The 26,913-nt window shown below is 36.2% G+C and carries 32 protein-coding genes; 14 read left to right on the plus strand and 18 right to left on the minus strand.

Going from position 1 to position 26,913, the window contains the following annotated elements:
- Window positions 1-124 precede the first annotated feature (124 nt).
- The 3 genes from EsVE80_RS12565 (at window position 125) to EsVE80_RS12575 (ending at window position 2,823) form a co-directional block, all read left to right on the plus strand.
- Complete coding sequence (locus tag EsVE80_RS12565; RefSeq protein ID WP_173103997.1) at window positions 125-1,381, plus strand: replication initiation factor domain-containing protein; 1,257 nt, start codon at window positions 125-127, stop codon at window positions 1,379-1,381.
- 89 nt (window positions 1,382-1,470) lie between these two features.
- Window positions 1,471-1,668, plus strand: a complete 198-nt coding sequence (locus EsVE80_RS12570) for a hypothetical protein (protein ID WP_002372025.1) — start codon at window positions 1,471-1,473, stop codon at window positions 1,666-1,668.
- A gap of 105 nt (window positions 1,669-1,773) precedes the next feature.
- On the plus strand, window positions 1,774-2,823 hold the full coding sequence (locus EsVE80_RS12575) for a tyrosine-type recombinase/integrase (protein ID WP_002406008.1): 1,050 nt from the start codon (window positions 1,774-1,776) through the stop codon (window positions 2,821-2,823).
- A gap of 360 nt (window positions 2,824-3,183) precedes the next feature.
- On the opposite strand, the gene EsVE80_RS12580 is transcribed toward EsVE80_RS12575, so the two are convergent.
- From EsVE80_RS12580 to EsVE80_RS12590, 3 genes are all read right to left on the minus strand, one after another.
- The gene (locus EsVE80_RS12580) at window positions 3,184-3,399 is read right to left on the minus strand and encodes a hypothetical protein (RefSeq protein ID WP_173103998.1); all 216 of its coding nucleotides are present in this window, start codon (window positions 3,397-3,399) and stop codon (window positions 3,184-3,186) included.
- A gap of 149 nt (window positions 3,400-3,548) precedes the next feature.
- The gene (locus EsVE80_RS12585; protein WP_173103999.1) at window positions 3,549-4,298 is read right to left on the minus strand and encodes a hypothetical protein; all 750 of its coding nucleotides are present in this window, start codon (window positions 4,296-4,298) and stop codon (window positions 3,549-3,551) included.
- Between the two features lie 5 nt (window positions 4,299-4,303).
- Entirely contained in the window at window positions 4,304-5,299 is a 996-nt protein-coding gene (locus EsVE80_RS12590) for a sigma-70 RNA polymerase sigma factor region 4 domain-containing protein (RefSeq protein ID WP_137613986.1), read from the minus strand.
- A gap of 329 nt (window positions 5,300-5,628) precedes the next feature.
- Between EsVE80_RS12590 and EsVE80_RS12595 the strand changes: the two genes are divergently transcribed.
- The 4 genes from EsVE80_RS12595 (at window position 5,629) to EsVE80_RS12610 (ending at window position 7,765) form a co-directional block, all read left to right on the plus strand.
- Window positions 5,629-6,288, plus strand: a complete 660-nt coding sequence (locus EsVE80_RS12595; RefSeq protein WP_137614773.1) for a helix-turn-helix domain-containing protein — start codon at window positions 5,629-5,631, stop codon at window positions 6,286-6,288.
- Between the two features lie 151 nt (window positions 6,289-6,439).
- Window positions 6,440-6,874 (plus strand): hypothetical protein, encoded by a 435-nt coding sequence (locus EsVE80_RS12600; protein ID WP_173104000.1) that lies wholly within the window; start codon window positions 6,440-6,442, stop codon window positions 6,872-6,874.
- 115 nt (window positions 6,875-6,989) lie between these two features.
- Entirely contained in the window at window positions 6,990-7,166 is a 177-nt protein-coding gene (locus tag EsVE80_RS12605) for a hypothetical protein (RefSeq protein WP_170178040.1), read from the plus strand.
- Between the two features lie 305 nt (window positions 7,167-7,471).
- The gene (locus EsVE80_RS12610; protein WP_137614771.1) at window positions 7,472-7,765 is read left to right on the plus strand and encodes a hypothetical protein; all 294 of its coding nucleotides are present in this window, start codon (window positions 7,472-7,474) and stop codon (window positions 7,763-7,765) included.
- Here the strand turns inward: EsVE80_RS12610 and EsVE80_RS12615 are convergent.
- From EsVE80_RS12615 to EsVE80_RS12635, 5 genes are read right to left on the minus strand one after another with little or no spacing between them, the layout of a single operon-like run.
- Window positions 7,762-8,418, minus strand: a complete 657-nt coding sequence (locus tag EsVE80_RS12615; RefSeq protein WP_173104001.1) for an ABC transporter ATP-binding protein — start codon at window positions 8,416-8,418, stop codon at window positions 7,762-7,764. The two genes, EsVE80_RS12610 and EsVE80_RS12615, sit on opposite strands and share 4 nt — an antisense overlap.
- Window positions 8,419-8,429: 11 nt before the next feature.
- Window positions 8,430-9,497, minus strand: a complete 1,068-nt coding sequence (locus EsVE80_RS12620) for an ABC transporter permease (protein ID WP_173104002.1) — start codon at window positions 9,495-9,497, stop codon at window positions 8,430-8,432.
- A gap of 38 nt (window positions 9,498-9,535) precedes the next feature.
- Window positions 9,536-10,309, minus strand: a complete 774-nt coding sequence (locus tag EsVE80_RS12625) for a DUF1295 domain-containing protein (protein WP_197745903.1) — start codon at window positions 10,307-10,309, stop codon at window positions 9,536-9,538.
- Entirely contained in the window at window positions 10,306-12,087 is a 1,782-nt protein-coding gene (locus EsVE80_RS12630) for a DAK2 domain-containing protein (protein ID WP_137614768.1), read from the minus strand. Before EsVE80_RS12630 ends, EsVE80_RS12625 begins: the two co-directional genes overlap by 4 nt.
- 5 nt (window positions 12,088-12,092) lie before the next feature.
- Window positions 12,093-12,500 carry a DUF2177 family protein gene (locus tag EsVE80_RS12635; protein WP_137614767.1) on the minus strand — a complete coding sequence of 136 codons (408 nt, stop codon included), beginning with the start codon at window positions 12,498-12,500 and terminating at the stop codon, window positions 12,093-12,095.
- Window positions 12,501-12,742: 242 nt separating this feature from the next.
- On the opposite strand from EsVE80_RS12635, the gene EsVE80_RS12640 reads away from it, so the two are divergent.
- The gene (locus EsVE80_RS12640) at window positions 12,743-14,059 is read left to right on the plus strand and encodes an ISL3 family transposase (protein ID WP_173104003.1); all 1,317 of its coding nucleotides are present in this window, start codon (window positions 12,743-12,745) and stop codon (window positions 14,057-14,059) included.
- Between the two features lie 99 nt (window positions 14,060-14,158).
- On the opposite strand, the gene EsVE80_RS12645 is transcribed toward EsVE80_RS12640, so the two are convergent.
- From EsVE80_RS12645 to EsVE80_RS12680, 8 genes are all read right to left on the minus strand, one after another.
- On the minus strand, window positions 14,159-14,566 hold the full coding sequence (locus EsVE80_RS12645; protein WP_137614766.1) for a DUF2871 domain-containing protein: 408 nt from the start codon (window positions 14,564-14,566) through the stop codon (window positions 14,159-14,161).
- Window positions 14,567-14,575: 9 nt separating this feature from the next.
- Window positions 14,576-15,265 carry an ABC transporter ATP-binding protein gene (locus EsVE80_RS12650; protein ID WP_173104004.1) on the minus strand — a complete coding sequence of 230 codons (690 nt, stop codon included), beginning with the start codon at window positions 15,263-15,265 and terminating at the stop codon, window positions 14,576-14,578.
- Between the two features lie 12 nt (window positions 15,266-15,277).
- Complete coding sequence (locus tag EsVE80_RS12655) at window positions 15,278-16,342, minus strand: ABC transporter permease (protein WP_173104212.1); 1,065 nt, start codon at window positions 16,340-16,342, stop codon at window positions 15,278-15,280.
- 17 nt (window positions 16,343-16,359) lie between these two features.
- Window positions 16,360-16,956, minus strand: coding sequence for a TetR/AcrR family transcriptional regulator (locus EsVE80_RS12660; protein ID WP_173104005.1), 597 nt, complete (start codon window positions 16,954-16,956; stop codon window positions 16,360-16,362).
- A gap of 125 nt (window positions 16,957-17,081) precedes the next feature.
- Entirely contained in the window at window positions 17,082-18,488 is a 1,407-nt protein-coding gene (locus tag EsVE80_RS12665) for a cryptochrome/photolyase family protein (RefSeq protein ID WP_137614762.1), read from the minus strand.
- 263 nt (window positions 18,489-18,751) lie between these two features.
- A complete protein-coding gene (locus EsVE80_RS12670; protein ID WP_173104006.1) occupies window positions 18,752-19,159 on the minus strand; it encodes a hypothetical protein in 408 nt (135 codons plus the stop codon).
- Between the two features lie 202 nt (window positions 19,160-19,361).
- Window positions 19,362-19,820, minus strand: coding sequence for a hypothetical protein (locus EsVE80_RS12675; protein WP_137614760.1), 459 nt, complete (start codon window positions 19,818-19,820; stop codon window positions 19,362-19,364).
- Entirely contained in the window at window positions 19,817-20,107 is a 291-nt protein-coding gene (locus EsVE80_RS12680) for a hypothetical protein (RefSeq protein WP_173104007.1), read from the minus strand. The genes EsVE80_RS12675 and EsVE80_RS12680 overlap by 4 nt, the downstream gene beginning before the upstream one ends.
- 164 nt (window positions 20,108-20,271) lie before the next feature.
- Here EsVE80_RS12680 and EsVE80_RS12685 point away from each other — a divergent pair, with 164 nt between their 5' ends.
- From EsVE80_RS12685 to EsVE80_RS12705, 5 genes are all read left to right on the plus strand, one after another.
- Window positions 20,272-20,550, plus strand: coding sequence for a hypothetical protein (locus EsVE80_RS12685; RefSeq protein WP_137614634.1), 279 nt, complete (start codon window positions 20,272-20,274; stop codon window positions 20,548-20,550).
- 539 nt (window positions 20,551-21,089) lie between these two features.
- Window positions 21,090-21,602 carry a hypothetical protein gene (locus tag EsVE80_RS12690; RefSeq protein ID WP_137598938.1) on the plus strand — a complete coding sequence of 171 codons (513 nt, stop codon included), beginning with the start codon at window positions 21,090-21,092 and terminating at the stop codon, window positions 21,600-21,602.
- The gene (locus tag EsVE80_RS12695; RefSeq protein ID WP_173104008.1) at window positions 21,577-22,608 is read left to right on the plus strand and encodes a replication initiation factor domain-containing protein; all 1,032 of its coding nucleotides are present in this window, start codon (window positions 21,577-21,579) and stop codon (window positions 22,606-22,608) included. The genes EsVE80_RS12690 and EsVE80_RS12695 overlap by 26 nt, the downstream gene beginning before the upstream one ends.
- A 16-nt stretch (window positions 22,609-22,624) precedes the next feature.
- Window positions 22,625-22,900, plus strand: coding sequence for a helix-turn-helix domain-containing protein (locus EsVE80_RS12700; protein ID WP_048603186.1), 276 nt, complete (start codon window positions 22,625-22,627; stop codon window positions 22,898-22,900).
- Between the two features lie 68 nt (window positions 22,901-22,968).
- The gene (locus EsVE80_RS12705; protein ID WP_137598940.1) at window positions 22,969-24,204 is read left to right on the plus strand and encodes a tyrosine-type recombinase/integrase; all 1,236 of its coding nucleotides are present in this window, start codon (window positions 22,969-22,971) and stop codon (window positions 24,202-24,204) included.
- 174 nt (window positions 24,205-24,378) lie between these two features.
- Here EsVE80_RS12705 and rpsI read toward each other — a convergent pair whose 3' ends face one another.
- Window positions 24,379-24,771, minus strand: coding sequence for a 30S ribosomal protein S9 (gene rpsI / locus EsVE80_RS12710; protein WP_173104009.1), 393 nt, complete (start codon window positions 24,769-24,771; stop codon window positions 24,379-24,381).
- 15 nt (window positions 24,772-24,786) lie between these two features.
- Window positions 24,787-25,233, minus strand: coding sequence for a 50S ribosomal protein L13 (gene rplM / locus EsVE80_RS12715; RefSeq protein WP_332107361.1), 447 nt, complete (start codon window positions 25,231-25,233; stop codon window positions 24,787-24,789).
- Between the two features lie 456 nt (window positions 25,234-25,689).
- Here rplM and EsVE80_RS12720 point away from each other — a divergent pair, with 456 nt between their 5' ends.
- Window positions 25,690-26,904 (plus strand): argininosuccinate synthase, encoded by a 1,215-nt coding sequence (locus tag EsVE80_RS12720; protein ID WP_173104011.1) that lies wholly within the window; start codon window positions 25,690-25,692, stop codon window positions 26,902-26,904.
- Window positions 26,905-26,913 lie beyond the last annotated feature (9 nt).

Here is a 26,913-nt window from a genome sequence, read left to right on the forward strand (position 1 = left end):
TACGTGCGTACTTAAAAAAAGTCAAAACATATTGACTTAAAATAAATACAAGCGTACAATTAATATGTACTTAAAATAAGTCCGGTAGTTCTTTGACAAGTAAATAGCAGAAGGAGGTTTTTCTATGAATCAAGTGAATCAACATGATCTCGGGGAATCGATTCGAGTTTCTCGAGAAGAAAGGGGGTGGACCCAGCGATATTTAGCAGAAAAAGTGGGGATTTCGAGATCGTTATTATCGAAAGTAGAAAAAGGAACGAGACAATTAAGTGCAGAAAAATTGAATCTTGTATTGGATAGTTTGCAAGAAGAGCTTGTTCCGGTTAATCGTGTTCTGATTGATTATCTAACCATTCACTTTTTCTCGAATCAACATTTAAAACTGATTGAGGCAATCATTGGCATGCCCATTGAACGCTTTGAGGAACTGGATTATGCACCAAAGGGCTATATTGGGCAATATGTGTGGAATCAAGTAATCACGATTCGGTATTCCATTGACGATACGGTAAAAGGAACCGTAATGGAGTTTTCAGGTCAAGGCTGTAAACATCTTGCCATGCGTTTGAAGACCGCAAAATCCAACTGGCAAGAGTTCTTCCGTAAGGTATTAGCTTATCAGGGAAATTTTACACGGATTGATTTTACTTTAGATGATTTTGTGGGAAGTCTCAGCATTCCAGAACTGAAGCGTAAGGTAACACTAGGCCATGTGTGGACCACTTTTCAAGTGAGTGAATCTCATGGCGGTACGGATATCATAAACAATGAATCAAATGGTGAGACCTTGTATTTAGGCTCAAAGAAGAGTCAGTGTCGCTTTTGCTTTTATCAGAAGGATTATGAACAACGAAAGCGACGAGGAATTTCTTTAGAAGAAGCAGAAGTAAAAAATCGCTTTGAACTACGGTATCGAAAAGAGAAAGCGCAAAGCTTGGCAAAGATTATTTCAAAAACCCATGATTTAACCAAACTATTCTTTGAGTTACTTAATGGGGCAATTTGTTTTTATGACCGTGCTCCAAATGATCCAGGTGCAAAAGTCGATGCCAAATGGGCAGCCTTTATTGGCAATCATGGCGCAACCACCATTTCTTTAGAAACAATTCCTCAAAGCTTTGAGAAAAGTATGAATTGGTTAATTCACAGCGTTTCTCCCACCCTCGCATTTATTCAAGAGGTAGATAATCATTTTGATTCAAATTTGATTAACGAGATTATTAGCTGTGGGGAACTTAGTTCAAGGCAGCAAAAAATATTAGAAAATTTGATTGCTGAGCCTGATTATTATCAGGAAGAAGTAGAATTTTATATCCAGTGTCTTCAAAATATGAAGGCAGAAAAAATACACAAAAAAAGCAAAGCACAGCTTACACATTAAAATGTATAAACGTACTCCGCCCTAGACAAGTTGAGTATAGCACATTTCCTTGTGTCAGCCAAAAAACATTTTTGGAAAGGAAATAAACTATGAAAAATACAATAACTACTTATGAATTGCCCTATCTACTTACTAGAGAACAAGCTTCTCATTTTTTAGGGATCGATCCAAAATCTTTTGATAAATTCGTTCGCGCAAACGATGAGTTAGAGCGTTTTATGATAGGAAGACAAGAACGATACACTGTCACTTCCCTCATTAATTTTATTAAGACGCACTCTATCTAGCTAAAATATCGTAGGATGGTTGATTAGATGCTTTTCGCCATGTAGAATGACGGTGTATTCAACTAGCATTTATCAACCATCTTTCAGTGAAAGGATTTGTTATAAATGCCTAGTATAATTAAACGTGGTAACTCATATAGAGCTCAGATCTCACTTTACAATCATGGTCAACATAAGAAATTGACAAAATCATTTAGCTCTAAAAAGGAAGCAACTCGTTGGGCTTTGGAAAATGAATTGGAGAAAGGAAATGGAAAACAATTAGCAGAGCGTACAACAACATTTGCTGACTTCTTTGAAAACTGGATTCATATCATAAAGAAAAACGATGTAAAAGAAACGACTTTTCAAAATTATCAAAGGACTTCTCAAGTGGTGAAGAAATTATTTGGCGATATACAGTTAAAGGATTTGAACGATATTGTAGTACAACGAAAAATAGATAAGTATGCAGAAACTCATTCTCGTAAAACCACTCATGAAGTACTATTGAAAATCAAAACGGCATTACGTGATGCTTATGCTCGTGGCTATCTTGCTACCGATTTTGCAAATTTAGTCAAAACACGAGGGAAAGTTTTAGATAAGAGAAACCGTGCACTTTCTATTACCGAATTAAAGAAACTGCGTACTTATGTCATTAATCATCGAGAAAATGAGTTTAACATTCTTGTACTCCTTGCCTTAGAAACTGGCATGAGACGCGGAGAGCTTTTAGGTATACGTCCCGAAGACCTCTTTGAATATGGTATCCATGTCAGACGTTCCCTTAGTCCAACTTCTGAAGATACCTCGTTAAAAACAAAAAATTCAAGACGAGATATTTCCATTAATCAAGAAGTCTACGATATTCTAAAATCTGTCCCGATTAAAGATAATGGATATTTTTTTGATCCTGACGGCTTTCAACAATCTGCTAAGCTCGCCAGATTACTGAAAAAACTAGATATTCCAAAAACTACCTTCCACGGCCTAAGAGATACTCATGCTTCTTTTCTATTTTCACAAGATATTGATATTGCCTATGTATCAAAACGCTTAGGTCATATCAATATTCAAACAACGCAGAACTATTATCTTGAATTGATGCCAGAAAAAAAGCACCAGCAAGATGCTGATGCTTTAAACCTCTTAAATTCTTTGTCAAATTTATAATTTGAACCAACTTGAACCAAAAAATTCTTGTAAACGTTGATACAATAAGGAATTGATTAACGTTTTGAGAATTGAGATGCTTTACGAGCTTTCTTAAGACCTGGTTTTGCTTATAAATAACTCAAATCGATTGTTTATCGTTTAATCTAAAGGGGTTTATAGATTTTTTAAAAATCTTTATATCAATCAATTTCAACTGATTTCAAGCAACTCGTACATCAAAACGTACATCAAAACGTACATCAAAAAAATACGCAAACCAGAACAAGACTACTCAATATAAATAACAAATCAACAATTATTTATATTTGACATATCGTACCTAGGAATATCTACTGTCACCGTGAACAACATCATATCTCATTCGCGTTCAAATTCAGACGAGCGATATTTCTCAATGACTATTTTTAATATCTCAATAATTTCAATATTTCCATCTACATATTCTTCTACTAATTTCATCGTATCTTTGGAAGGCATTGCTGCATCTAATGCTGAGTATGCCAAAGCAGTATCTCGAAGTTTTTCTCGCTCAATTTTTGTGGTGTATTTTATATAATGTTTGTCATCATTCATACCCTATGACTACTTAGAGGTTGCTTACTAATAAAATGCTGATACAAAGCGACTTCATATCAATTTTTTCTGTATAAAATTACTCCTTTTTGATTACATAGTAGTTTAAAGTAATTAAAGCTATAATAAATCCTTTGAGGGTGGGATTATTATTTAGATTGCAACAATACAGTTAACATCTCGTATGTCTGCGTTTTATCAAAAGGAATATCCTCATTTTGAGGAATTTCATTTATTCGTGTCTGTAATTCATCTAAGAACTCCAGCATGTCTTCTTGCACACGTTCATTAAGGGGCAACGAATCGAGATTTTTCAAAGAACCTAATAGTCTTGCTATATCGTTTAAATGCTTTTTGATGTTTCTACTATCCACTCGCATGGTTCCCTGTTCACGTTTTTTAGTTAAGTCCAACCAGGCTTTTGCTTTAAACACAATAAGATATTTACTATCCAGCACTGAATAACCATCTACAATAATTTTTCCTTTTACGAGAAGATCATAATAATCTTTATCAAGTAATAGTGCAGATAAACTCATATCCTCATCAAAATGTACCGGAGCAGTTCTTAATGTACTACTGAACCAATTTGGCGTTACACAAAATAGCTCTATAATTGCTGGATAATCTGGATTATCTGTTTTAAAGCGATATAGTTTTCCCTTCTCATCCATTTTATTTGGTGTGTACCCACCCGCATAAATAAAGTCAACAAATGCCTGATAAAACAACCGATCCTTCTTTTCTTCGATAACCACTAAGTCATAATCTTTTGTTGAACGACTATTCAATCCATTTTGATGTAAAACAAGTGATGTAGCGGTACCACCAATTATCACATAACGATCCGAATAATCTTTAAAGGCTTCTAGAAAGTTTTCATTACTATTTAACGGCATCTCAATTACTCCAAACTTTGTTTTATTTTGTAAAGTAGTTCATCCAGTTCCATCTCAATCCTTGGATCATCGCTATCTTTAAGGCTAAAATACAACGATATTGGATCAACGAATCGATCATTACTAAGGGAAAATGGGGAATAACTCCATAATTCTAGTTCAACCCTATTACCAATATTCACTTCAAATACTTCCTTGTTACTCATTATTGAATCTTCAATTGACTCCTTAAACACTTTTAGTGAAGTGGCATATACTTCCTCGGTATTTGCTAAATTTGATATTCTACTCAATGCCGGTAGTCCAGCAACTTTTAACCTAGTATTGGTTGTCTCTATTTCACTTAATTGATTAATATCTTTGTGCTTCAAATATACACTTTGCTTTTTAGGGTTTGTAAAAAAAGAAGCAGCTTTTTCAAAAACGTCATTTTTGGAAAGTAAGAACGAATAACTTCCATATTCTGATTCAATCCATTTAAACGAACTAAATTTTTTTAAACCTCGATAGACGGTCGGAATAGACACGCCGGTTATTTCACTTATTTCATTTGGTGTAAATCCTTTTCCTGTTCTAAGTAAAATACTTATAAGTACTGCTTGTTCACTAGGAGATAATTTATCTTTTAAGCCTAGCTCTATATTTTGAATTCTCTTAAGGGACATTCCAAGATCCGGGATAAACAAATTCCCCTTATAATCCACAAAAGGAATTCGAGCTTTTAACAATAATGTTCTAGTTTTTTCAGGTATCTCCGTAAATACTAAAATAATCTTTTGTCCGATAATTTCACCTATTTTATCCGCCTGGTTTATAAATGATTCAATCGACCCTGTCCTTTTTTCTTTAACTAATACAAATCGTTTGTTTTCATTTAAAATCGTCATTTCTAGATAATCATATCGATACTCAAAAGCTATAGGCAAATTAACAACTACATTTTTTAGTTGAACTGGCAATGCAATCTTTTCAAATACTTTATAGATTTTTTTTTCGTTCAATCTAACTCACCTACCGTTTTATCATGATAAGCAAATTTTATCACCGAATTTGATAATTTACAACCGTTTTGATAATTCGTGTCTGTTAATTTTATAATAACTAAAAGTAAAAACAGATTACTGGAAAATTAGAATTATTCTGTTCAATTTAAATCATCTAGGATAGAGTTATAGTAAGCAGAAGAACTATCTAATCGGAACAAAATGTCATAATAATAAAGAAAAAATCATTTGTGTAGATTTGTCGCACATTATATGATGAATTCTTAATTTCAGCGCTAGGATTATAATGTTCATCCAGTGATAATAAAGTTCAGGAGGGATTTTACATGAAGATTGGAGTTAAGCTAAAAGAAGCAAGAATACAACGGAAATGGACACAAGACTATGTTGCTTCTCAACTACAAGTTTCTAGGTCTACAATTTCAAGTTGGGAAGTAGGGCGAACTTACCCAGACTTAGAATCTCTTGTTCGACTAAGCGATCTTTTCGAAATTTCTCTTGATACTTTATTAAGGGAGGACAACACCATGACAAAAGATTTAAGCAAAAATATTAGGAAGGGTAGAAATTTAAAATGGATAATCGCACTAGTATTAATCATTTGCATTCCTATCTCTTTTCTAGCAGGTCAAAGATACAAAGAGCAAAAGATAACCTACATGTCTCCCAACATAGTAACCGCAGCTAGTATCCCAGACGAATTAACCAATACAGAGCAAATTGAGCTATCCTTTGATGTTCCTCAAGGTCTCAAATATCAGGGTTATACTGAAGCAATTGAAAATGATACTTTATATATTTCATTATTAGCTAATTTCGAAAAGGGCAATAAAAAGCAATCAGAAAACATAGAAATTAATCTTTCAGAACACAGCAATAATGAGCTAAACAGATTGAAAAATATAGTGGTTGTTAATGGAGAGTTTGGTTCGCCAAACAAAACATTCGATGATTTTGAACAAAATAAGATTTGGAGTATCGACTAAGCAACCTTGCTATATCAAGGTTGCTACAGTATGTAGCAGAATAAAATCAGCCTTAGTTACAAAACATATCAAGCAAAAAGTTGCTAAGTTACTCACTCAGTATTAGCATTGAGTCCTCTTAAATGAATGGAGAATTGCTATGAAAAAAATTATGTTTGGTTCAGTACTTGCTTTGAGCTTATTCGTTGGTAGTGGGATTTACACCCCGCTAATTGTTTCTGCTGCGACAGAAGAAAGTGATTCAGTTAGTTCTACAGATACAAGAATTGAATTATCTGATGGAAGCTTCCTAGTATTGAAAGATTATGTTGGTACTGAAGGTGTCGACTTTGTAGTCAATCAAATTATCGAACAACCTGACGGAAATCTTACGAGAGCAGTTGGAGGATATTATTTATCAACCTCTACTACTATCACGTACTACACTTCGAATTACCCATCCCAAGTATATCGTGAGGTTTCAAAAAATATGTCTGGTAAGATATGGTTATATGCAGGAAATATTCCATTAAAATCTGTTCAAAGCGGAGGGACTCACGGCGGATATAATTGCCATTATGCTGGTAAGATTCCAAGAATACGATAAAATATACAAGATTTTAAAAGTTTAACATGAAGTTTCTAGTACTATCTAGTGAAATTGACCACAAAAAATTATAGCAAAATTTCAAATAGTAAAAACATTCTGAAAGTATTTTGTCATGAAAAAAGTAATTATTGGTATTTTAGCTATGACTTGTCTTCTCTGCGGGACTGGACAAATTGTAGCCTCTGCTGCTGAAAATTCAGATATTTCAGGTCTAACTGGTAATTTTACTGTTGATTCTAACGGATCAACGGATTCACCAGATAAAATCAGAGTAACAGTGACACTTTGATTGATAATACTTTACTACCAGAACCAGATTCTAGATTACGATCTAATCCCTCATCATACTATGTAAGTTCGTATACTTATATTGACTGGGGAGCAGATCCACTAAAACCAATGCCTACCTATATCAATGTAACAGCTGACGTAAAAAACTACTACGACGGACTTAAAGGAAAATGGATTTACGATCATTATGCAGGAAGATTGAAAATTTACAAACAATATCGAAACACTGGATACTACTCAGGCACAATGTACAAGCAATCTTCAGCTCTATTATCCACGCCAATGAAATAGGGGGTACCTACTATGAAAAAAAAGAAAGCAACTGTTTTTTCTATTCTTACCGTCTCCCTAATTTTGTCTTTAAGCATAATCTACAATCAAACTACTTTAAAGAAGAATCTTTCCATGGATGATCCGAAGCGGTCCTCGAATAATTCTCCTAATAGTTCATTTTTTCAAGATGAGTTAACAATGAAGACTGTTAAAGACGGAAAGGTTGTTGGTACCGGAAAAGCAAAGATTATTAGACGAAAAATTGATCCAAACTTTTCTAAAGATGAAACTTCTAACGATAATAAATTTATTATTAATAACTAAAAAGCTATTTCTTTCATTATATATACTTTATCACAATAGTCGACTAAACGGAGGTCATGCGTGACCATGATCGTCGCTTTTTGTTTTTCTTTCGTTTCTTTTGCTAAAATTTTGACCACTTCATAGGCTTTTTCCGTATCTAAACTTGCAGTGGGCTCATCAGCTAAAATAATCGTAGGATCATGATATAAAGCACGGATGATAGCCATTCGTTGACGTTCTCCTCCTGAAAGCTCTTCTGGATATTTTGAAACTAATTTTTCGACGCCTAGTTGAGTAAATAATTCTGTTCCAACTGACCGTGCTTTTTGTTTCGTGACTTTATCGACTAATTTCAATTGATCTTTGACGGTCAAAAATGGAACAAAATTTGATGCTTGTAAAATAAAGCCGATTTCTTTAAAACGTAAAGCCGCTCGTTGTTTTTCTTTTTTCTGACTAAATGGTTGGCCGTTGATCAAAACTTCACCTGAAGTTGGACTCTGTAAGCCTCCGATAATGGTTAAAAATGTACTTTTTCCAGATCCCGATGGTCCAATAATAGCTACAAATTCTCCTTTATCTACTGAAAAATTCGTTTCTTTTAACGCATGAATCGTCTCATCACCATCCTGAAATTGCTTGGTCACGTGTTTCATTTCTATCGCGCTCATCTATTTTCCTCCTAACTAATGGCTTTTAATGGATCGATTTTGACAATAGTACGAACTGAGAAAAAGGCTCCAATGATTGCAACGACAACCATCATAATACTGACTGCGGCAAAAAATAACGCATTACTTTGAAACGGTACCGCTTCTGGCAATACAAGTCCTGAGCCGATCGTAGCAAGCAACCCGATCCCAACACCCACAACCGCTAAAAAGAACGTTTGGGCAATAACAGAGCGGGCAATGTAACTACTAGAGATTCCTTGGGCTTTCATCACACCAAAAATCGCCGTTTTTTGCATCGTTAAAACATAGATGAAGATCCCAATAACTACTGCAGCGATGACGACTAAAAAGCCGATCATAAAACCAAAAGTCAACACTTGGGCATTATATCCCGGAAGTTTATTGATAAATGTTGAAATCGTTAAACGTTGTAAACTACTTGGTACATCCGTTAGTTTCCCTTTTGTCACAATGGCATTTAATTTCATCGGTTGCATTTGCGCACGTTCACCGTATTTTAGTTTGTGGACCGTATCTAGCGTTGTGTACAGGATTGGTGCCACATTAAATTTTGCATTTTTTGTAAATCCTGTGATAGTTAATTCTTCTTCATTTGTTGCTAAGATGATCGTATCGCCGATTTTATACCCTGCATTGATTTTTAAACTTTCATCGGCAACGACCTCATTATCTTTTGTAAATAATTTTCCTTCTGTAACTTCTGGAGTAATAAACTGATCTGGATTGATTCCAAAGAAACTGACATTTTCTTTTTCTGATTTATCCCCTTCACGATAGACGATACCAGAAAGTTGTGACAATTCAGCCTTGTCTTTGACATCAACCTTATCAAAATCTTTAGGATCGATCATCGACATATTCAAATTATCATTGGCTTCACTGGATAATAAAATATTATCTGCTTGCCATTTATCGATTCCCATTCGATTTTCTTGGGCTAATCCGTAAGCTAATCCTGTCAAAAAAAAGACCAGATAGGCAATTAAAAACATCACACCAATGACTAATGTGTAACGTAATTTAGAATGTTTGATTTCATTTAATGCTAAAAACATCGATTTTCCCCCTTTTTGGTAGAAAAAAAAGGCTAAACTTATAGCCCTTTTTTCCCAATAATTGGAAAGAATTTTGCAGTATGTGCTGCATATTCTTTAAAGTCTTGACGATAATGGTATTTCTTTTCTAATAATGGAACTCCTGAAACAAATAATAACAACAATGTAATACAGATTGGACTTAAAATCAGCCATAATGTCGACCAACTGGTCAGCGCAACTAAAAATACACCCCACCAACAAACGGCTTCACCAAAGTAATTTGGATGACGTGTTACCGACCAAAAACCACTTGTTAGTAATTTGCCTTTATTCTGTGGATTTTTTTTGAACTGTTCTAATTGACGATCGCCGCCAACTTCAAAAATAAAGCCAATCAACCAAATCAAAACGCCAAGCCATTGCCACCACATCATGGATTCATTTGGGTTAGCAAATGTATACGTGATCGGTAGCGCAATAATAAATAATAATACGCCTTGCAAGACGAATACATTTAAGAACGCTTTGATATCGACATATTTTGTCCCCCAGCGTTTACGCATGTTCACATAGCGATAGTCTTCTGGCTTGTTCCAATTGCGACGAGCAAGATGGGTAAATAATCTTCCACCCCATAATGTCACGAGTACTAAAATGGCTAATTGTTGTAATGTAATCAAATCTGTAGCAATCAAACCGACCCAGGCTACTACAACGAACCCCCCACCCCAAGCAATATCGACTAACGAATACTTGCGTTTACCTTTTGAAATAATAAACCAACAAATAAAATAGATGAGTAATGCAAATGCAACAATCCCATACATCATTTTTCTTCCTCCTTTAATACCCCGGCAATCGCTAAACTTGATTGTCCCGCACTGATCGCAATCGCTGCTGAGCTTTCTACGATCGCATCGACTGGTATCGCTCGTGCGTTTAAGCTCGTTTTCCAATCAAGTGCTGCTTGTTCATTAAACACATGTGTGACATAAACTGCTTCTAAACGCTGTTTGTTAGCAAATCCGCTGACCTTTTTTGTGATTTTTTTCAAACTTTGTTTTTGACTCAAAGAAGCGCCAATCAACTTGCCATCGCCTTCTTCATTTAGACTGACGATTGGATGAACAGAGGCTTTTTGAGCGATTTTTCCTAAGAATTGGGGAATTCTGCCAGATTGAATCATCGGATCTAAATCCGCTACTGCTACATATATAAAAATACGTTCACGCAAGGACTGCAATTCATTCACGACTGTTTCAAATGATTTATCTGCCTCAACTAACTCTACGGCTCGTTTGACAAGTAATCCTTGGGCAATCGAATTGAGCTTCGAATCGATTACTTGAATCCAGTTAGAAGAGAGCTGTTTTTCTTTTATGCGTTGGGTGATCAATTGATACGTTCCACTTAATTTAGCCGCTACACTGATAACCAACACATGATCATATTTCCCTTCTAAAAACGAAAGCAAGGTATCGACCGTTTTTATATTCGGTTGCGCAGTACTCATACTTTTAGCTATTTTTAGTCGTTGCTGTAAATAATCTGGTTCGATAGTCAATTTGTCTAAAAATGTTTCTTCATCTAGTAAAAGATTCATCGGTAACACATGTACTTGATGTTCCAAGCTAAAATCTTTTGGTAAGTCTGCGATCGAATCGGTTACAATCGCAATTTTTGCTTTTGCGTTTTGTCCAATTTGATATTGCAATTGCATATCGTCGACTTTTTGATACGTCACTTGACCATTAGATACTAAATAAGACATCAATCGTGCAGGTTCACTAGTGTGGATATGTATCTTTACTTGTGTTTGATCACCAATCAAAACCAAAGAATCACCATAGTGTGCCAGTTGTGCTTTAAATGTGTCAAATTCTATCGTCAACTGTTTGACTAAAAATTCTGAACAATAACGATATCTAGGTGCCTCGCTTAGAAAATGTTCTTCGATTGCTTCCTGTTGATCTACTTGCATCTTTTCATAGTGAGAGACATCCCCATTACAAAAATATTCGGTTAGACCGGCAATAAAATAATAAAATCCTTTTGCACCTGCATCGACTAATTTATTCTTTTTCAGTACAGCCATTTGGAACTGTGTCTGTTCCAACGCTGCTTTAGTCTGTCTTTTTGCAACCGTCAACGCCTCAATCAGGGTATTTCCGTGTTCGATCTGCTCAACGAGATGTTCTGACCACACATGCATAACTGATAAAATCGTACCTTCTTTTGGTTCCAAGACAGCTTGATATGCTTTTTTTGACGCTTCTTGTGCTGCATAAACAAGTGCTTTTTCTGCTACGAGTGCATCATCATAGCTAGTACTTAACCCATAAAAATATTGAGCAAAGATCATACCCGAATTTCCTCTAGCACCCATCATTGCCGCTTCTGATAATTGGTTCAATCCATCTTTGATGCTGTTTGTTTGTATGGAAACTTGGTCTAAGATCGTTTGCATCAAAGCAGCCAAGTTACTCCCAGTATCTCCATCAGCTACAGGAAATACATTGATTCGATTCAATTCTTGTTTTTGATTGACAACTTCTTTAGCCCCATTCAAAAAACCTTCGAGTAACTTGGTTCCTTCTGATTCTTTCATTTCATTCACATTCCCTTAAAAAAATTCGCTTGGATCATATAAACAATTGCCGACGTCACAGCGGTTACACCAGTCCCCCAAGCAAGGTCGATAATCGTCATCTTCACTGGCCAATCTTTAAGCGTGGCTAAATTTGTCAAATCGTACGTTGCGTAACAAATCAACCCAAATAATGCTCCCGCACCGATTGTATAAAGAATACTCTGTTTTTCGACTCCTGGTAATAATACGAAAAAGACAACACCTATCACATAAAGCACATAAAAAATCACTGCTGGAGCCAATTTTACTTCTCCCATTAGTTGTCCAATAAAATGTTGATACATTTTTTTCGATACCACCAACAACCAAAATAAGTCAAAAATCAAAAAGACAATCGCACTTGTTAAAAATAATTTGAAAAATTGTGACATGCCTTTCTCCCCCTTATCACTTGATAAGCAAAGTGTAGCATATCTCCATTTTCATGCCTAGATTTTCGCTCAAATTCAAGCGCTTTTTTCTACTAATTAAATAACACGTTACTTTTAGGTTCTATGATATTTTGTGTTGTTACTCTCAACCGAGTAAGGACACCAAATATTTTTTTATAACAAAAAGACATTTGGTTGACCTATAATTAAATCGCCAAACCCAATCATAGGAGGATAACCAAATGTCCATAGCTAAGAATATCAAATGTACTGATGAAAATACAAGTAAATCAATCAAACAAATCCTGAATATCAAGGATTCTCACATTACTTTCTCTAAAGACGCGATTAGTAAAGAGATTGTTCATGGCCGGATGGCCAATGTATTTACCGGCTTATTAACTGGAGAAGTGAATCGTTGTGAATATTGTGGCTTTGATTCAATTATTCGTCATGCCTACCAAGATAGTTGGATCCAATTGATTCCTTATCAAGAAGTACCTACTTACCTTCATCTATATAAACAGCGTTTTCGTTGTACCCAGTGTCACCATACGTTTTCTGCCAAAACCTATTATGTAGCGGAGAATTGTTACATCTCACAAGCTTTAAAATTTGCAATAGCTGTGGATTTGAAGAAAAAGATTTCAATGCAAGATATCGCCAAACGATACTTCGTTTCCACAAAAACCGTTGAGCGGGTCTTAGATAGTTTCTTTGAAGAGCCTCGTAAAAAGCTAACTTACCTTCCTAAGCATCTTCTGATTGATGAATTTAAAGGAACTAGCGATTGTGAAGGAGCGATGTGCTTTATTGTCAGTGATGCAGATACTGGTAAAATCTTTGATATCCTAGATGATCGACGAAACTTTAAATTACGAGCATACTTTCAGCGGTTTACCTTAAAAGCAAGAAAACAGGTCACACATATTGTAATGGATATGAACGCCTCTTACGATGCGATGACCAAAGAAGTCTTTCCAAACGCCCGAATCTCCATTGATCGATTTCATATCATCCAACAAATGACACGCGCCTTTAATAAACAACGGATTCAGACAATGAATCAGCTGAAGAAAAGCGATCCACAAGCTCAAAAAGACTACCGAAAATTGAAAAAGTATTGGCGAACAATTTTGAAGAAAAATTCAAAGATAAACTACACCTCCTTCAAGCAGTTTCCTCTTTTTCAAAGAAGATACTTAACAGAATCTGAGGTGTTAGATTACCTGCTTTCTATAGACGACCAACTACGGCAAAGCTATGAGGTCTATCAAGAACTGTTGGCTGCTTTTGATGCAAAAGATTTCACCGAGTTCTTTGACTTGATTGAATCATTACCACATTCCTTGAACGATGGGTTTAAAAAAGCGATTCGTTACCTGAGAAAGCACGAAGAAGCCATCACAAACTCCTTAAAATATCCTTATTCAAACGGAAAACTAGAAGGAAAGAACAATCTTATCAAAGTAATCAAAAGAATAGCTTTTGGATTTCGGACTTTCCGTCACCTTCGGATGCGTATTCTCATCCAACAAAATATCTGTGAAATCATTTAATAACGCAAAAAAGGAAATGCCGAAGCATTTCCTAAAGTGCGATTTGATTAAAACAACACCATTTGACAAAGAACCTTTATGACAAAAAAAGAACATGCTCTACGCATGCTCTTCTACTGAACCAAATAATATAGCAAAGAAAAAACCTAACCCGATCGTCATGATAATATGTCCTAGACCGGCAATACCTGAGATCGCTGCTGAACTTTCAATCCCCATCACGGTCATTGTTCCGTGGATCAACATAAGTAATAAGGTGATTCCCAAACCGATATTGTACGTGATATAAAATCGCTTGTACCATTTATGTGCTGTAATATGGAAATTTTTTTCTAATAATAACACAATCAAGAAGAAAAACATCCCCAAGACTAACGTATGTGTGTGTAGGGTACTTAGTTGTGTTTTCCCACTAAAATCAAACCATTTAGTCAATTCTCTATAATAAACCCCAAATAATAATCCAATGATCATATACGACATACTTACTCTGACTAGTTTTTTCATCATTTCCCCCTAAACTTCCTCGGCTTTTACATGATCTTTTTGTGTCAATACGCCATCTTTCATCACGTATACTTTATCACAAAAATCAACTAAACGAATATCATGTGTAACCATAATCGTTGCTTTATTTTTTTCTTTTGTTTCTTTTGCTAAAATTTTAACCACTTCATACGATTTCTCTGTATCTAAACTCGCAGTTGGTTCATCGGCTAAAATAATCGTTGGATCATTGTAAAGCGCTCGGATAATCGCGATTCGTTGACGCTCTCCTCCAGATAATTCTTCTGGATATTTATTTTTTAATTTTGCTACGCCTAATTGTTCGAATAACTGTTCAACATCGATTTTAGATTTTGCCCGTGTCACTTTATCCACAAGCTTCATTTGTTGTTTGACCGTCAAAAATGGAACGAGATTTGATGCTTGTAAGATAAAACCAATTTCATCAAATCGTAATTTAGCACGTTCCTTTTCTTTTTTATCACTAAATGGTTGTCCGTTGATCAATACTTCTCCTTCAGAAGGTGATTGCAAGCCTCCAGTGATCGTTAAAAAGGTACTTTTTCCCGAACCAGAAGGACCGATGATTGCAACAAACTCGCCTTTTTCAACCGAAAAATCAGTGGGTTTCAAGGCTTCGATCGTTTCGTCGCCGTCTTTAAAATATTTGGTTACATTTTTTAATTCAATAGCTTTCATCTAATCTCCTCCTTATCCAATGGCTTTCAACGGGTCGATTTTCACGATCGTGCGTACTGAGAACACGGCACCTAAGATCGCAATGACCACCATCAAGACACTAATACCTACAAAGAACATCGTATTCACTTGGAATGGTACGGCTTGAGGCAATAACAATGCAGAACCTAGTGTTGCAAGCAACCCGACAACGACTCCTACGACAGCTAAAAAGAACGTTTGGGCAATTACGGAGCGTGCGATATAGGCACTTGAAATCCCTTGAGCTTTCATCACACCAAAGATATTGATTTTTTGCATCGTAAGTACATACACGAAAATCCCAATCACGACAGCAGCAATCACGACTAAAAAGCCAATCATAAAGCTAAATGTTAATACTTGTGCGTTGTATCCTGGCAGTTTATTAATAAATGTTGCGATCGTTAATTTTTCTAAACCTTTTGGTAGATCTTTGACAGTCCCTCTGGTCACAACTGCATTATATATTTGTTCGTTATTTTTAGTGGGTGCACCACCTAAATCGGTCGTTGTGGCATACGATACATAAAGAACAGGTGAGGCAGAGTAACTTGCTTTATCTGTAAATCCAACGATTTTTACTTTTTCATCTGTCCCAGCTACACTGACTGTATCCCCCAGTTTGATGTTATATTGTTTTTTCACACTTTCATCGGCCACTGCTTCATTCTTTTCGCTAAACATTTTCCCTTCAATAATATTTGGCGCAATAAACTGCTCTTTGTCGATTCCAAAAAACGTAACGTTTACCTTATCATCTTGATCATTACCTTTGACCAAAATACCTGGTTTTTGAACTAAGCCTGCTTTATCACTTGCTTTAATAGCATCGAATTCTTTTTGCGTAATCATCGACATATTTAAATTATCATTTGAAACACTTGTTAAAATAACATTATCGGCTTGCCATTTATCAATCGACATTTGAAATTCTTGCGCTAACCCATAAGATAGGCCTGTTAAAAAGAAGACCAAGTAAGCAATCAGAAACATCACACCGATCACTAAACTATATCGTAGTTTTGAATGTCGAATTTCGTTTAAAGCTAAAAACATCATTTATCGCTCCAATTTTATCTTAAGCCTTTAATTAACCATTGTGTTCGAAAATCAAAATCAGCTACTAGTTCATCTTCAGTCCATTCATTGACGAGCGCTGAAGTGATGGAATCTGTCACCAGATCCATTAAAAAGAATAAAAACGCATGTGCTTCTTCTTTCGTCTCGATGTTAAATTGGTTTTGTTTTAATAAACGCATCCACTGACCGATGAAGTGTTTACTCTCGTCGACTGTTGTGCGCTTATATAAAGTCGTCGTCTCTCCTTTAAGCAATAAGTGTAATCCTTTGAATTCTTGGCTCAAACGATCGAGCGTCAGACTGGTTATCAAATATTCTTTCAAACCAAAGAATATGTCTTCTGGTGTCGCCATGACTGCATCTAAAATATCATGATGGATCTGATTGGCAAATTTTTGGACAATATACCGATGAGCATCTTCTAGATTGACAAAGTATTTATAAAACGCTGCTCGTGAGATTCCAGTCGTTTCTACGACTTGCGCTACTTTGACTTGACTAATATGGAATTCATTGAACAAATCGATTAAGCTTCCTTCAATCAACATACGTTTTTCATCGGCTAAATTATAAAAAGTTTGTGTTGGCATTTTACTCGCTCCTTCAAAAGTGACATTTCGTCACTTCTTATTTATTATTCTAATCGAACTATTTTTTGAAGTCAAGAATTAAACAAAAAGAAAAGACTTACAGTACTGTAAGTCCTTTCGCAATACTATTCTTGTGCTCTTTCTTTACTAAATTCATACTTTGCAAGTGCTCTTTTACGTTGTTCTTTATGGTCCACTATCGGCAACGGATACGTTTCACCTAACTGAATCCCATATTCTTTTTGTTGTGCTTCGGTCATTTTTTCAGGTTGATGGATAAATTTATTTGGTATTGCTTTTAACTCTGGTACAAACGTTCGAATAAAGTCTCCTTTTGGATCAAATTTTTCGGATTGCGTAGTCGGATTGAAAATTCGAAAATAAGGAACTGCATCGGTACCTGTCGAAGCCGCCCATTGCCAGCCGCCAATATTGCTTGCCGGATCATAGTCAACTAGCATCTGCTGAAAATACTTTTCACCCCAGCGCCAATCGATTAAAAGATCCTTAGTTAAAAAAGAAGCTGTGATCATCCGCAAACGATTGTGCATCCAGCCGGTTTCATTCAACTGATGCATCGCCGCATCCACGATTGGAAACCCCGTTTGACCAGCTTGCCATTTTTTAAAGTCAGCTCGTTTATTTTCCCATTCGACATATCGATAATTTTCTTGGATACTTTCTTCTTTTTGTTTTGGAAAAGCTACGTAGATCATGTGGTAAAAATCACGCCAGCACAATTCTTTTTCGAATGTCGTTTTACCGGTCGAATTCGGTGCCTTTTGAACTGCTTGCCAAACTGTACGAATCGAAATTTCACCGGTACGCAAGTGACGAGACAAGCGACTGGTTTGATCTGCTTCAGGAATATCGCGCTTTTGATCATATACTTTAAGATCTTCTTTGACAAATTTCTTCAGTCGTTCTATTGCATAGGCTTCACCTAAAGGCTGATCGTCAAGCACAGGTAATTGCTCACAAAACGTCTTGAATCGCGCTTCTTCTTTTTCAAAAATCAGCTGACTTTTTACTGTCGTTTTGCTTAAATTCACTTCGATTGGACTTTCCTTCACTTGCTCGATCCATTTTTTATAGTACGGTGTATAGACTTTGTAATAGTTACCATTTCGTGTAATTTCTCTTGCTCCATGCAGATACCCATCCATAAATTCGTGGACTTGGATCTTTTGTTCTTTAAAAAAAGTACGCATTTCTTGATCACGAGTAGCACCATATCCCGTTTCATCAGTATTAAAATAAATATCTGTAATTTCTGGCACAGCCTTCAATAGTTCTTTAAATGAATCTTTAGGATTTCCAAAATGAACATGCAAGTGGCGATGTTGATCGATTTGTTTTTTTAGATACGCTACACTTGAAAAAAAGGCCTGATGGTTAGGACTGCCTTCGATAAATTGTTCTGGATTTAATTGAAAAAATAAAATCAATTCCTCTGATTCCTCACAAGCTTTTGCTAGTGCTTTATTATCTGAAAGTCGTAAATCTTTACGAAACCACATTACTGAAGTCATCGTCATTTCCTCCCACTTGTTTTTATCTAGTATACGTGATTTAAAAAAATTATGGCATTATTATACATAACAAACAGGCAGAGCAACGGATGGTTTTAACGAAACATCCATTGCTCTGCTTGTTTTCATAGGTTTTTGGGGAGGTATCAAAAGATACTTATTTTTATTAGATTAAAAAGCAAAAGAAGATATTTTTTTGAATAACGGTTGTCAGTATTCGATTCCTTTAAGGTAGCATAAGTACTAGCTTCATTTTTTATTATCTATTCCATTGAACATATTTCTAAATATTTTTCATTCTCTTCTGCTATCATTGTTACACATCTATTTCCCTTATGATTAGCTGTTACTAAATAAATTAGTCCGGCTCTCATTTCAGAATAACCAACTTCAATCACAAAATGATTAGCTCTTATTCCACAATAATACTCATCATCTTTTTCCACCATAAAAACTTTTTTTGCATGAAACAACATTAATTCGTCAATATCTTCTTGATAAACATCCTCGTAAAAATTAATTTCAAATACAACTTCTGAATCAATCTTTGTAAATTTATTTTCATATAGCCATGCAACACGTTGCTCAATATCCTCATAAATTTTTGCTTCTTTTTTTATTTTTAATTCTCGTTTTATCTTTTTTGTTTCGGTATTTTTTGATTTTTTCATATTGTCCACCTCTTCATTTTATTCAGGGAGTCTGTAGGGAGCGTGCTCCCTCAGGAATTGAGAGCCACCATTGACCTTTCCAGATAGAGTAGCCTGCGACAGCATGGCTACTCTATCTGGAAAGACAGTGGGTAGCTCGCGTATGTCTAAAAAAATAATCTCACCATATTAAACTTTCTAATTTAATTCCTGGCAAGATACTTTAAAAATCCATTTCAAATCCTTGTCTTCTTTGTTGCTCCATTTCGATTTTATGTTGCATAAATTCATAGTCTTTTTTAGCACGATACATCTTCACATCATCATTAATAGCTTTACTAATTTGATGGTGCAAGGCTCGTGCATTTGGCGTATGAGTATAACTCCCTGCACCAAAATATAGGGACGTGTACTGTTTTTTTTCTGTCTTTTTGACTGCAACTTTTTTATGTTCAGTACTTTTTAAAGTCTGTTTGTTCACTTTCAAATGTACTTTTATTTCGTACTCTTGATCATCAAGTGAACCAAGTGATGTGGCAAAATGTTTATCAACTGACTTTAAAAAATCGTCATACTTCATAAAATGATGCGCACCTTTTCGATTAAATTGACGTTGTGCGATTTCATCTAATTCTACAAAGGGTTCTTCTAGTTCCCCTGTTTTATTAATTCTTTGATTCAAAATAATAAACTGTTCTTCTTATAATCAAGCTCTTTTTCTATCGACTCTAACTCATAACTCTTACCTAATTTTTTAGCACTAAATGTTTTTTCAACATACGGTTCACGTATTTTTCGTGACGCTTTGTCTTTACCTAGAAAAATAAATCTTTCTCTATTCTCATAAAAGTTTGCTTCTTTTTTATACAAAACATAACCTAATTTGTTGCTGTTTTTAGAAAACTTGTAAACTTCTATGTCATGATTTTTCGCTAAAGTATCTGAAAATTTTTCAAAAGAGGTAATCATTTTATCTCTCAGTACATCATCAATAGCATCTTGAATAACTTGCTGAGAGTTCGCTTATCCTTTTTTCAATTTGGATGGATCATTAGAATAAATATTATTACGTCTAAAAAGAGCGTCATAATATTCATTGTCTATCGGTTCTAATAATCTTATCGATGATTATTATGTTTTTTGGTTTTAAGTTCTACTTTCAGTTTTATAGTGATGAGAATAAAGAAATTAATCTAAATAATGTTGCAGATATTTCCTATCTTTCAGGAGATGGTGTAGAAATTAACACTCTTGAGGGTGAAAAAATTCAAGTTAACAGCTACTTAGATATAGTAAGATATTCAATTTCACATCCTGACTCTAAGTACGATAGCGAAGTTCGAAAAACAGTTGTTACGAAGAAAAACATTGAAGAAATAATTCAAAAAGACAAAAAATATAGTAAGAAGTAAAAAGATTTTTTCTAACTAAATCCAATCAATCTCGCAACGTTTCTCCCCCCGCTAGTAACACGGGGGTACCAAACTCATTGGAAATCCCTCTGATGGTTGCTACAAAAGGCTTCACGAGCATTCTTCAAAGATTCGATTTTTGTCAAAATTAGCTAAATAAAAAACCAAAAGACGTGTGAACGGACCGGCTGCCAGCGGCAGAGCCGAGTTCGTTTACACGTCTTTTTTGTGTTTTATCAAAAAAGAAACTTTTTCGAAATGAGGCGATTAAGGAGCAAATAGTTTAAGAATCTCTTACAAGTTAATTCAATTGCCTGTTGTTTCGAAAAATTGCCCTACTCAGATTGTAGTAGTAATGGAAGAGAAATCATCCATAAAGAAAATTATGAGAAATTCCACATTTTTTGGAAAATAGGGGGTTCCAAATTGTTCTTGTTAGTGAAGGGAGGAAATTTTATGCAACTGATTCGTGCACCCACTCTACTTTGTTTCAACCAATTAAAACAAAGACTAAATTCAAAATCAAAGGAGAAATACACATGTCAAAAAAATTAATGATCCAAAAAGGAACCAGTATCTCACTCAACGATTCAGAAACTGTCAATCTAGCCAGTCTACGTTTCGATCTCAAACAATTCAAACTCCCGCAACGTTTTGTTGTAGCCAAAAGTGATATTCAAATGCGGATGGAACGTGAACAGAACCATGTGGGCGAACGTGTAGAAACCGGGCTAATGACCCTCACCTTCAAAGTCTATGATCGGGCTTTTGTCGAACTGGTTCTGAATAACGGCGGAACAGAACTCGGCTCCCCGATTACCATTGTGGTCGAGCATCAAGAAGAATTACCCATTTTAGATAACTATGAAGACGGCGAGTTGATTCCCATTCGTTTTAATGGTTTAAATGTCTATCCCCGAAAAATTCAGAAAAAGTCATTTGTGGGAGAAGGTCAACCAATGATTGACACCTGGCAATTTGCAGCATTGAAAATCAGTGCCACCTCCTATCAACTAGGAGAAGTGAATGAACCAAACACACCGGCAAAGTAACGAATGTCTGATCGATTTTCTGCGTTTTTCATTACCGGATGCTTCGATGGAAAAAGTTGCGGACTTACTGGGAATTGCCCTTTCTGACTTTACTTCAGAAAAGAAAGGGAGTCCTTTTCCCACTTACGATTCTCACTATTCCTTTGCAGATATTATCATTCACCAAAGTGACCACCACAACAATCTCTTAGTAAACTTATCGGGTCAAGGGTGTCGCCAATACGAAGAATATATGTCTAGTGTGGAGGGTTGGCATTGGCAGAAATTCTTAGCCACCATTTTAAAAGCCAAAGGAACCATTACTCGTGCCGACTTGGCAATGGATTTATTTGACGGCTCCTCTCCTCCTGTATCTACTTTGCAAAAATACGTGAGGAACGGCCAACTCAGCTCTCAAAGCCGCCACTTTCGGGAAGTAAACAGTGGGCAACTACAGGAAGGCATTCTGACTGGTCATACGCTTTACATTGGCGCTCAGCCACAACTACTGCGGATTTATGACAAAAAGCAAGAAATACGCGATAAAACGGGAGAAATTGCCCAAGTCAACGAGTGGGTTCGCTGGGAATTGGAGTTAACCGATCAAAAAGCTCGGCAAGCCGTAGAAAAGCTTGCGAAAGGAATACCACTCAATACGGTAATTCGTGGCATTTTAGCTTCCCACTACAGCTTCAAGACCAAACCCAAAGGCCCCGTCAACTATCACAACAAAGCTCGTTGGCCGAACATGAAATGGTGGGATAAATTTGTGGGGGGTATTCCCAAAATCCCCTTACGTGTAGTTCGTGAAAAGCCAACCTTTTCCAAGAAGAAAGCATGGTTAGAAAATGCCACTTCGAAATCGCTCGCCATGATTTATGAAGCTTTTCTACAAGCCTATGGCCCAGAACAAGCAGAAGTTTATTTGAGAGAATTACTAGCCAAAGGAAAAGAAAAATTCACGGAAACAGATCAGACCTTTATCGAACAAAAAATACTGGAATTGGAAAATGAAGATTCTTACTAGAGAAAGGAGGTTACCTATGCACGAAGTTCAATTTTTACTGAACGATGAGCAGATGAAACAGCTAGGAAATAGTGTTTACACACTTCTTCTAAACAATGTGAATCAAGTACGACAAGATACTGCGATCGACAAACGCTATTTAACCAAGAAAGAAACCTGCCAATATCTCCATATTGCGAACAACACTTTGGATAAATGGGTCGAACAAGGACTGCCAAAAATCACGATTCAAGGTGTTGTGCGTTTTGATCGGCAAGCTATAGACGAATGGCTCCATTGCTATACTCGCTAGAAGCGGTTTATAATCAGAACGTAGTCATTCCTACGTTCTGGTTTGCGTATAAGAAAGTAGGAAGGAACATGGCAATTACTAAACTGAAAAACAACCACTACAAATTGGAGGTGTTTTACCCCAAGGAGGTGCGACAAATTCTAGGTGTCACTACCGAACGCTACCGCAAAACATTTAGGACGAAAAAAGAAGCGGAACAAGCTGAAAAAGACCTGTCTCAAAAAATTCAACGTGTGCTTAATGAAAAGAGTGCTCGTTCATTTGAATTAAACGGGCATATCAAATTCAAAGAGTTTTATGAAACAGTTTGGTTGGATATGTATATCGCTGGTTCTACTGGACGATCTAGGCAAATACCAACTGCCACAACCATTAGCAATACGAAAGATGTCTTCCGTCTTCATATTCTACCGATGTTTGGTGAATATTCCATCAAGTTCTTAAACGACAATAAAGACTTTGTGCTTCGTGCTTTGATGAAAAAGTCCCAAATTTATGCCAATATCAAAATCATCAAAAGTTACGTCAACCAGATTTTTGATATTGCGGAGCTATTAGAGTATATCGAATACAATCGGATTGAAAAAGTGATTCGGTATGTGGGTGATCCTAAGAAACAGCAACTAAAGGCGGAACGTCAGCTAAACGGTGAAGCACTGACAGCCGAAGAATTGATTGATTGGCTAGACGCAGCGAATGAGGATTACAGCAATGGTTCTCTAATCATGCAAGACTATGTTCTCTTGATGCTAACGTTGAACCTAGGGGACCGCAAGAGCGAATCCTATGCCCTTCAGTGGAAGCATATTGATTTTGAAAATGGTTATGTCAGTTTGATTCAAAGTAAGGATAAGTTTGGCAATTTAAAATCCACAAAAGGGCGCAAAGCCACGAAGTTCAAGATTCCGACATTCCTTATTAAACTATTGAAAGAATGGAAGCAAAAACAAAAGGAAGAACTGCTACAGTTGGGCATTAAACAGACGAAAGAACAATTTCTTTTCACTTATGCCAATCGAAGTGGCGAAGTAAATATTCCGGTTCATGTGGATTACTTAAATTATCGGCTAAAATCCATTCGCCGAAGACATGAGGAACTGGTTCAGACAAACCCTCACAAACTACGCCATACCTTTAGTACGTTAGCTCGTGAAGGCGGTGCAACAATGGCGCAAATTTCTCAAGCCTTAACCCATTCGGATATCAAAACGACAGAAATATACGTTAATACCCCAAATGTTGTCGATCTTTCCACTTATGAAAAATTCGAGAAACGCCTAGATGAAGCTCGAAAAGCAAAATAAATAACTATTTAAAATAACAATCAAACAAACTAAAAAGAACGATTATATAGTGTCCGACCTAGGTCTTAAAAACAGCCAATTCAAAATCTCGTACATTTTTTCGTACCTAAGCGTACAAAAAAAGACACTTCCCCAAAATCGGAAAGTGCCAGAAACGTTGATATATAAAGGATATTAACGCTTAGAGAACTGTGAAGCTTTACGTGCTTTCTTAAGACCTGGTTTTTTACGTTCAACCATACGAGCGTCACGTGTTAATAAACCAGCACGTTTTAATGCAAGACGGAAGTCAGGGTCAACTTCTAATAATGCACGAGAAATACCGTGGCGGATTGCGCCAGCTTGTCCAGCATAGCCCCCACCGTTTACGTTTACGATTACATCGTAAGCGCCAGTTGTTTCAGTTACGCCAAATGGTTGGTTGATAACTAAACGTAGGTCAGCATGTGGGATATATTCTTCAACGTCTTTTTTATTGATAGTAATTTTACCAGTACCTGGTACCAAACGTACGCGAGCTACTGCATTTTTACGACGGCCTGTGCCGCTATATTGAGCTTGTGCCAATGAAATTCCCTCCTATTAAATTAAGTTTGTGATGTCTAATACTTCTGGTTTTTGAGCTGCATGTGGATGTTCAGCGCCACCGTAAACGTGTAGCTTCATGCCTTGTGCGCGACCTAAAGTGTTTTTAGGAAGCATACCTTTTACAGAAGTTTCGATCAAACGACGAGAATTTTTAGCACGCAATTCACCTGCTGAAATTTGTTTCAAGCCGCCAGGATGATTTGAATGACGGTAGTAAATTTTATCAGATGCTTTATTACCTGTTAATTTCACTTTGTCAGCGTTAATGACGATTACAAAATCACCTGTATCCACGTGGGGGGTGAAAGTTGGTTTGTTTTTACCGCGTAAGATTGAAGCAACGACTGCTGAAAGGCGTCCCATAGGAACATCAGTAGCATCCACTACATACCATTTACGTTCTACTTCGCCTGGTTTGGCCATATATGTTGTACGCAAGATTTTTTCCTCCAATTTCAATTTCGAATGTTTACAATCACTTGAGTTTCCGGGGCTCTTTGTGGGGTAAACAATACCATTTAACATAATAACGGTAAAATCGCGCAAAGTCAATCAAAAGTCGCGGCTTTTCAAAGTATTTTTAAACTTTATTTTTCTTCTACAGCTTTTTTCTACTATTAATAATTTTTTTCCGATTCCACCCTTTTTTAACAATAGATTCTATTTTCTTCCATTCATCATTTTTTCAGAAAACGAATTTCATTTTTATTTTGAACACAAACCATTTATACAAAAAAAACTTATAAATCACTTTAAAATGCATATATTATACTTAATATATGTTTTTGTGTATAAATATTTATATTTCTGCTTGCTTTTTAATTTTCAATTTGATACGATAGCGTCAACACATTTTTACTCACATTAAAAAAGCACAACAGAAAGGGCGTATTTACTATGAAAGAAAAGGTTGTATTGGCATATTCAGGAGGACTTGATACCTCGGTATCCATTAAGTGGCTAACCGATGAAGGATATGATGTTATTGCGTGTTGTTTAGATATTGGAGAAGGAAAAGATACGGCGTTTATTAAAGAAAAAGCATTACAAGTAGGTGCTATTGCCTCTTATGCTATCGACGCCAAAGACGAGTTCGCCCAAGAGTATGCCTTGATTGCATTACAAGGTCACACGTTTTACGAACAGTCTTATCCTTTAGTATCAGCACTATCCCGACCGTTAATTGCGAAAAAATTAGTTGAACTCGCCCGATCAACTGGCGCTACAACGGTTGCACATGGTTGTACTGGTAAAGGAAATGACCAAGTGCGTTTTGAAGTTGCGATCAATTCTTTAGCGCCAGAATTAAAAGTGATTGCACCTGTCCGTGAGTGGAAATGGTCTCGTGAAGAAGAAATTGCTTATGCTGCCCAAAATGGCGTACCGATTCCAGCAAATTTAGATAATCCATATTCGATTGATCAAAACATTTGGGGTCGTGCCTGTGAGTGTGGCATTCTCGAAGATCCTTGGGCGACTCCGCCAGAAGGAGCTTACGAAATCACCGCTGCCATTGAAGACACCCCGGATACACCAGATATTTTAGAAATTACCTTTGAGCAAGGCGTGCCTGTTGCTTTAAATGGCGAAACGTATAATTTTGCCGACATTATTATGGTATTAAATTTAATTGCCGGCAAACACGGTGTAGGGCGTATTGATCATGTGGAAAATCGTCTGGTTGGAATTAAATCTCGTGAAGTATACGAATGTCCTGGCGCCGTGACGTTAATGAAGGCCCATAAGGAATTAGAAGACTTAACCTTTGTTCGTGAAGTAGCTCATTTTAAACCTTTGATTGAGCAACAGTTAAGCAATATTATTTATAATGCATTGTGGTTCAATCCACTAACTGACGCTTTAATTGCTTTTCTAAAAGAAACGCAAAAATACGTTACTGGCGTTGTTCGTGTGAAGCTATTCAAAGGCAATGTTATTGTGGAAGGACGTAAATCTGAAAATAGTTTATACTCAGAAGATTTGGCAACGTACACCTCTGCTGACACCTTTGATCAAGATGCAGCAGTTGGCTTCATTAAATTATGGGGCTTACCGAGCAAAGTACACGCTGAAGTTCAAACACAAATACAAGTAGAAAATTTGGTAAAATAAAGACAAACA

It is taken from the genome of Enterococcus saigonensis (genome assembly GCF_011397115.1).
GTDB classification, from domain to species: Bacteria; Bacillota; Bacilli; order Lactobacillales; family Enterococcaceae; genus Enterococcus_C; species Enterococcus_C saigonensis.

Excerpts from the sequence above, each read along its gene's own strand:
- EsVE80_RS12685 (WP_137614634.1), top strand. The coding sequence starts at position 20,272 with ATGTTTTTTGGTTTTAAGTTCTACTTTCAGTTTTATAGTGATGAGAAT.
- EsVE80_RS12610 (WP_137614771.1), top strand. The coding sequence starts at position 7,472 with ATGAAAAAAAAGAAAGCAACTGTTTTTTCTATTCTTACCGTCTCCCTA.
- EsVE80_RS12705 (WP_137598940.1), top strand. The coding sequence starts at position 22,969 with ATGGCAATTACTAAACTGAAAAACAACCACTACAAATTGGAGGTGTTT.
- EsVE80_RS12585 (WP_173103999.1), bottom strand. The coding sequence starts at position 4,298 with ATGCCGTTAAATAGTAATGAAAACTTTCTAGAAGCCTTTAAAGATTAT.
- EsVE80_RS12600 (WP_173104000.1), top strand. The coding sequence starts at position 6,440 with ATGTTTGGTTCAGTACTTGCTTTGAGCTTATTCGTTGGTAGTGGGATT.
- EsVE80_RS12580 (WP_173103998.1), bottom strand. The coding sequence starts at position 3,399 with ATGAATGATGACAAACATTATATAAAATACACCACAAAAATTGAGCGA.
- EsVE80_RS12690 (WP_137598938.1), top strand. The coding sequence starts at position 21,090 with ATGTCAAAAAAATTAATGATCCAAAAAGGAACCAGTATCTCACTCAAC.
- EsVE80_RS12655 (WP_173104212.1), bottom strand. The coding sequence starts at position 16,342 with ATGTTTTTAGCTTTAAACGAAATTCGACATTCAAAACTACGATATAGT.
- EsVE80_RS12660 (WP_173104005.1), bottom strand. The coding sequence starts at position 16,956 with ATGCCAACACAAACTTTTTATAATTTAGCCGATGAAAAACGTATGTTG.
- EsVE80_RS12680 (WP_173104007.1), bottom strand. The coding sequence starts at position 20,107 with ATGATTACCTCTTTTGAAAAATTTTCAGATACTTTAGCGAAAAATCAT.
- EsVE80_RS12695 (WP_173104008.1), top strand. The coding sequence starts at position 21,577 with ATGAACCAAACACACCGGCAAAGTAACGAATGTCTGATCGATTTTCTG.
- EsVE80_RS12635 (WP_137614767.1), bottom strand. The coding sequence starts at position 12,500 with ATGTCACAATTTTTCAAATTATTTTTAACAAGTGCGATTGTCTTTTTG.
- EsVE80_RS12650 (WP_173104004.1), bottom strand. The coding sequence starts at position 15,265 with ATGAAAGCTATTGAATTAAAAAATGTAACCAAATATTTTAAAGACGGC.
- EsVE80_RS12575 (WP_002406008.1), top strand. The coding sequence starts at position 1,774 with ATGCCTAGTATAATTAAACGTGGTAACTCATATAGAGCTCAGATCTCA.
- EsVE80_RS12665 (WP_137614762.1), bottom strand. The coding sequence starts at position 18,488 with ATGACTTCAGTAATGTGGTTTCGTAAAGATTTACGACTTTCAGATAAT.
- EsVE80_RS12565 (WP_173103997.1), top strand. The coding sequence starts at position 125 with ATGAATCAAGTGAATCAACATGATCTCGGGGAATCGATTCGAGTTTCT.
- EsVE80_RS12615 (WP_173104001.1), bottom strand. The coding sequence starts at position 8,418 with ATGAGCGCGATAGAAATGAAACACGTGACCAAGCAATTTCAGGATGGT.
- EsVE80_RS12670 (WP_173104006.1), bottom strand. The coding sequence starts at position 19,159 with ATGAAAAAATCAAAAAATACCGAAACAAAAAAGATAAAACGAGAATTA.
- EsVE80_RS12700 (WP_048603186.1), top strand. The coding sequence starts at position 22,625 with ATGCACGAAGTTCAATTTTTACTGAACGATGAGCAGATGAAACAGCTA.
- EsVE80_RS12595 (WP_137614773.1), top strand. The coding sequence starts at position 5,629 with ATGAAGATTGGAGTTAAGCTAAAAGAAGCAAGAATACAACGGAAATGG.
- EsVE80_RS12625 (WP_197745903.1), bottom strand. The coding sequence starts at position 10,309 with ATGATGTATGGGATTGTTGCATTTGCATTACTCATCTATTTTATTTGT.
- EsVE80_RS12605 (WP_170178040.1), top strand. The coding sequence starts at position 6,990 with ATGAAAAAAGTAATTATTGGTATTTTAGCTATGACTTGTCTTCTCTGC.
- EsVE80_RS12620 (WP_173104002.1), bottom strand. The coding sequence starts at position 9,497 with ATGTTTTTAGCATTAAATGAAATCAAACATTCTAAATTACGTTACACA.
- EsVE80_RS12570 (WP_002372025.1), top strand. The coding sequence starts at position 1,471 with ATGAAAAATACAATAACTACTTATGAATTGCCCTATCTACTTACTAGA.
- EsVE80_RS12630 (WP_137614768.1), bottom strand. The coding sequence starts at position 12,087 with ATGAAAGAATCAGAAGGAACCAAGTTACTCGAAGGTTTTTTGAATGGG.
- EsVE80_RS12645 (WP_137614766.1), bottom strand. The coding sequence starts at position 14,566 with ATGAAAAAACTAGTCAGAGTAAGTATGTCGTATATGATCATTGGATTA.
- EsVE80_RS12640 (WP_173104003.1), top strand. The coding sequence starts at position 12,743 with ATGTCCATAGCTAAGAATATCAAATGTACTGATGAAAATACAAGTAAA.
- EsVE80_RS12720 (WP_173104011.1), top strand. The coding sequence starts at position 25,690 with ATGAAAGAAAAGGTTGTATTGGCATATTCAGGAGGACTTGATACCTCG.